Source organism: Tropicimonas sp. (assembly GCF_047971885.1).
Classification (GTDB): domain Bacteria; phylum Pseudomonadota; class Alphaproteobacteria; order Rhodobacterales; family Rhodobacteraceae; genus Tropicimonas.
In genome coordinates, this window is the sequence record NZ_JBKEAE010000205.1 from 1 (window position 1) to 4605 (window position 4605).

Genomic DNA, 4605 nt, shown 5'->3' on the forward strand with positions numbered 1-4605 from the left:
ATCTTTTCATCGACGTTTTCGAGCCCATAGGTATCTGCGAACTGCCGGGCAACAACTTTGACGTCCTCCGCCACGAAAGCATTAGAGGCATCAAGCAGCTCCTGCGGCGCTTCGATCACCTCGATCCCGCGCTCCCGTGAGGCGTCGAGCGCTTCTTTCGCAGCATTGTTGTAGCGGATGGAGACATTGGCAGCGTTGCGGGCGGCCGCCTCGAGCAGGAAGGCGCGCTGATCGTCCGACAGCCTCATCCAGGTGTCTCGGTTGATATTGGCCGCACCGGAGCCGGCAAAGACACCGCCTGGCACACCGGTGGTGATGAACTTAGTCACATCGATCAGTTGCAGGTTCAAAAGCTCCGGCGCGGAGATCATGGTGCAGTCGACGACGCCTTGGCTCATTGCCTCGTAGATTTCATTGCCAGGAATAGAGACCTTGGTGCCGCCGAAATGCTCGGCCCAGCGGCCAAAGTTCGATGCACCGGCGCGGAATGTCTTGCCCCTCAGGTCCTCGGCGCTGCGCACCGGGGCGGTGCAGAGCAGCACATAATCCGGCGTCGAGGCGCTGCCGAGGTAGACCTGGTTTTCCCGCGCGAACTGCGCCTGGCAGTCGGGGCAGTTGAGCATCGCGTATTCCGTCAGCGCACCGGCCATCGTGATGGCCGCATCTGCGCCCAGAGTGCCGGAAGTCGCCAGCATGGAGAGATCGGCGGCGAGGTTGGCCTCCGCGAATTCCGCCGGAAAGTACGGCATCAGCACGTACCCCATGTCGGCCAGGCCGTCGCGGATACCCGCGGGGGTTTCCTTGAGGTCCAGCAGCGACATTTCAAACAGCTTCACCGACATTTCGGAGTTCTCGGCGACATCCGCCACGAAGTCCTTCAGGCCTTCATTCACCGGGCCGCCGGGCACGAAACCCGAAGCATAGGTCAGGTTCTGCGCCTGGACCGCAGCCGTCCCTGCGGCACATATGGCGAGTGCCAGTGTCGATTTCGTAATCAAGTTCATAGTCATCCTCCCTATACGGGCCTTTAGCTAACCCGGTTAACCCGCCGCCCCCGCTCCTGCGCAGGGATGACGAAAGTGTTCATTTCGCAGTGAACCCCCCATCAACGGGCAGATCAACGCCCGTCACGAAGGCACTCTCGTCTGACGCGAGCCAGAGCACGGCCTGCGCCACTTCGAGGGGCTGTACAAGCCGCCCGAGCGGAACGGCGGAGGTGTACTTGTCCTCGGCCGCCTTCGCCTCCTCCGCAGAGACACCCCGCCCGGTGAAACCTGCCTTCATCGGCGTTTCGGCAAGTCCGGGGCAAACCACGTTCACGCGCACCTTGTCGGGCGCGAAGGTCTGGCAGAGCGATTTGGTCAGGCCGACGACCGCGAACTTGCAGCTGGAATAGACCGGCGACCAAGCCGACCCGACCATGCCGGAAACCGATGCCGTAAAGACAATTGATCCGCCGCCGCGTTGCCGCATGTATTTCACGACTTCACCGGCGCCAAAACTGGCGGAGCGGATGTTGAGGTTGAGGGCAAGTTCGTATTCCCCCGCATCAAGGCCTTCGATACCGCCGGGACCGGGGATGCCCGCGTGAGCCCAGAGAATATCGATCCCGCCCAGTTTTTCCGCCGCATCATGGATCGATTGTCGCGGGCCGTCGATCGTGCTCAGGTCGGCCCGCACGGTTACAAGCCTGTCCCCCTGTGGATCCAGGTCGACCTTCAGCCGATCCAGCGCGCCTTGGTCGATGTCCACAGCACAGACGCGTGCGCCTTCCTTCAGGAAAAGCTCCACTCCGGCCCGCCCCATCCCCGAGGCTGCGGCCGTGATGACCGCCAGCTTGTTCTCAAGTCTCATCAATCAATCCTCCGTGTCAGTCTGCGTATGCGTCGGGGAAGGTGCCGGTGGTGGAAATCACTGTCGTGCGCGTGTCGAGGTAGGCATCGACCGCCTCCACGCCGTTTTCCCGACCCCAGCCGCTCGCCTTGAACCCCCCGTAGGGCGTGGTCCAGCGGATGTATCGGTAGGTGTTGACCCAGACGATACCCGCCCGGATCTGCGCGGACACCCGGTGCGCCCTCCCGACATCTCGCGTCCAGAGGCCCGCAGTCAGCCCGTAGGCCGTGTCATTCGCCATTGCGACAGCCTCTTCATCGTCATCGAAGGGAATGATCGCAGCGACAGGACCAAAAATCTCCTCCCGGGCGATCCGCATGTCGTTGGAGGCACCTGCAAAGACAGTGGGCTCCACGAAATATCCCTCGGCCAGATCGGGGGCTTCGAGGCGCCGCCCCCCGGCAACCAGTTCAGCCCCTTCGTCGCACCCGATGCCCACATAACGCAGGGTCTTTTCCATCTGCTCGAGGCTCGACTGCGGGCCCATGTGGGTCGACGGATCCAGCGGCAACCCCACCCGGACCTTGGATGCACGAGCTGCGAAGGCCTCTACCACGCGATCATAGATCGGGCGCTGCACCATCACCCGCGATCCGAGCGCGCAGCTCTGACCACAGAGGGTCCAGGCAGAATTGGTGGCCGCGTTCATCGCTTGATCGACATCGGCATCAGCAAAGATGATGTGCGGGGATTTCCCCCCTAGCTCGAAGGTGTATTTTTTGAGGCTCTGCGCGCCGGCCCGAAGGATCGCCCGCGCCGTTTCGCCTTCGCCAGTGAAGGCAATCTTGTCGACACCCTCATGTTCGGCAAGCGCCTCTCCGGCACCGCCACGCCCGTATCCGGGCACGATGTTGACGACCCCCGGCGGGAACCCGGCCTGTTCGAACAGCCGCCCGAGCAAGAGTGCGGTGACGGGCGTCTGCTCCGCCGGTTTCAGCACGACCGTACAGCCCGCCGCCAGCGCAGGGCCAAGTTTCCAACAGGCCGACATCAGGGGCACGTTCCACGGGCAGATCATGCCCACGACACCGACAGGCAATCGCGAGGTAAAGACATGCACGCTGTCGTCCATCGGGATTGATCGTCCGTCGTGCTTGTCCGCGAGCGAGGCGAACCAGTGATAATATTTCGGGTGCATCCCGATATCGGCGCGGGTTTCGCGCAGCGCCCGCCCAGAATCTCGCGTCTCCAGATGGGCAAGTTCCTCCACGTTTTCGGCGTAGAGTTCAGCGAAGCGTCGCATCAGCGCGGCACGTTCATACGGGGGCATGCGCGACCAGGGGCCGTCGAAGGCCGTCCTGGCGGCGGAGACCGCCCGGTCAATGTCCTGCTTGCCGCCGAAGGCAACGCGCGCCCAAACACGCCCCGTTGCCGGATCAATGCTGTCGATCGTGCCACCGTCCACGGGGGGCACCCACGCGCCGCCGATGAACAGGCTGGAGAAACTCTCCACTTTCTCAGGATGGTTCTGGTCTGTAGACACATGCCTTTTCATCACGGCTCCTCCCTTCCGCAATTCCACTCTATCGATCCTATCGACGCATGTGTGAATTCATCAAGGACCTTGCGCCAGAAGAATGATAAAGCCGAAAAACAACGCAAATAACTGATTTTAAAATGAAATATATATTTTTTCGCCCGGTGTCATTTCGGTGTCTGGAAAATCCTTGGGTAACTATTCATGATCGTGAACAGATTTTTCACAATTGAGAATTTGTGATACACTTCAGATTAAAACGTAAAGGTCGATGCGATGAGGGTCAGGCAAGCAGCGAATGTCGTGTCTCTACTGGAGTACTTTGCGATACGCGGAGAACCGGCGACAATGGCAGAGATTGCCGATGACCTGGGCTGGCCCCGGTCGAGCACCTTCAACATCATCGGCACCCTCGTCGAGATGGGTTTTTTCTACGAACCCCGGTTGCGCGGCGGCTATTATCCCAGCCCACGCTGGCAGACCATCTCGCAGGAGATATCGCGCAAGGACCCGATCCCCGATGTCATCCGCGATCTGGCGGACCGGGTCTGTGCGGAGACGGGCGAGACGACGGCCATCGGCTCCATGTCCGGGCAATCTGTCGTATTCATCCACGTGTGCCAGTCCCGCCAGCCGATCCGCTACCACGCCGAGATCGGCACGACGGTACCCTTGCACGCCAGTTCCGCCGGGCGCTCCATCTTGGCGCAGATGGAGCCCGGAGAGCGCGACGCATTCTATCGCAAGCTAGTGTTCAACAAGTTCTCCGAGACCACCCCGATGAGCATCGCGCGGATCGAGGCGGACCTGACGGAGGCCGTGTCGCGCGGCTACCACCAGAGCGATTCCGAATACATCGCGGACCTCACGGGTGTATCGCTGCCGCTAACCTACGGCTGCCGGCGCCTGTCGATCGTGGTCGCAGGCCCAGTGTCGCGCAGCCTATCCCGCCGTCCGCAGACCGCTGAGGTTCTGCGTAAGACGGTCGCAGATTTCGGTCTACAGCTCTGGCCTGAGGTGAACCCTGCCGGGTTGTCCGGAGGCTCCAACGCCTGAATAGGATGGGGCATCATGCGCGAGACAACGAACCAGTATTCCCCGGAAGGGCGCGAGCAACGCCTTGCAGGGAAGACTACACGCCAAGCGACATCGCCTGCGGTCAAGGAGCCGCGCACGGAATCGGCCGCGCTCAAGGAAGTCGTTGCTGATCTGACCCTGGAAAACCGTCCGCTCAA

The 4605-nt window shown here is 61.6% G+C and carries 4 protein-coding genes; 1 reads left to right on the top strand and 3 read right to left on the bottom strand.

Going from position 1 to position 4605, the window contains the following annotated elements; all coding sequences use genetic code 11:
* From ACK5IR_RS17110 to ACK5IR_RS17120, 3 genes are all read right to left on the bottom strand, one after another.
* A partial coding sequence (locus ACK5IR_RS17110; RefSeq protein WP_416930662.1) for a C4-dicarboxylate TRAP transporter substrate-binding protein occupies positions 1-1004 on the bottom strand: 1004 nt, incomplete at its 3' end.
* Positions 1005-1083: 79 nt separating this feature from the next.
* On the bottom strand, positions 1084-1854 hold the full coding sequence (locus ACK5IR_RS17115; RefSeq protein ID WP_416930664.1) for an SDR family NAD(P)-dependent oxidoreductase: 771 nt from the start codon (positions 1852-1854) through the stop codon (positions 1084-1086).
* A gap of 16 nt (positions 1855-1870) precedes the next feature.
* Entirely contained in the window at positions 1871-3388 is a 1518-nt protein-coding gene (locus ACK5IR_RS17120; RefSeq protein WP_416930666.1) for an aldehyde dehydrogenase, read from the bottom strand.
* 258 nt (positions 3389-3646) lie between these two features.
* On the opposite strand from ACK5IR_RS17120, the gene ACK5IR_RS17125 reads away from it, so the two are divergent.
* On the top strand, positions 3647-4426 hold the full coding sequence (locus tag ACK5IR_RS17125) for an IclR family transcriptional regulator (RefSeq protein WP_416930668.1): 780 nt from the start codon (positions 3647-3649) through the stop codon (positions 4424-4426).
* Positions 4427-4605: the final 179 nt, after the last annotated feature.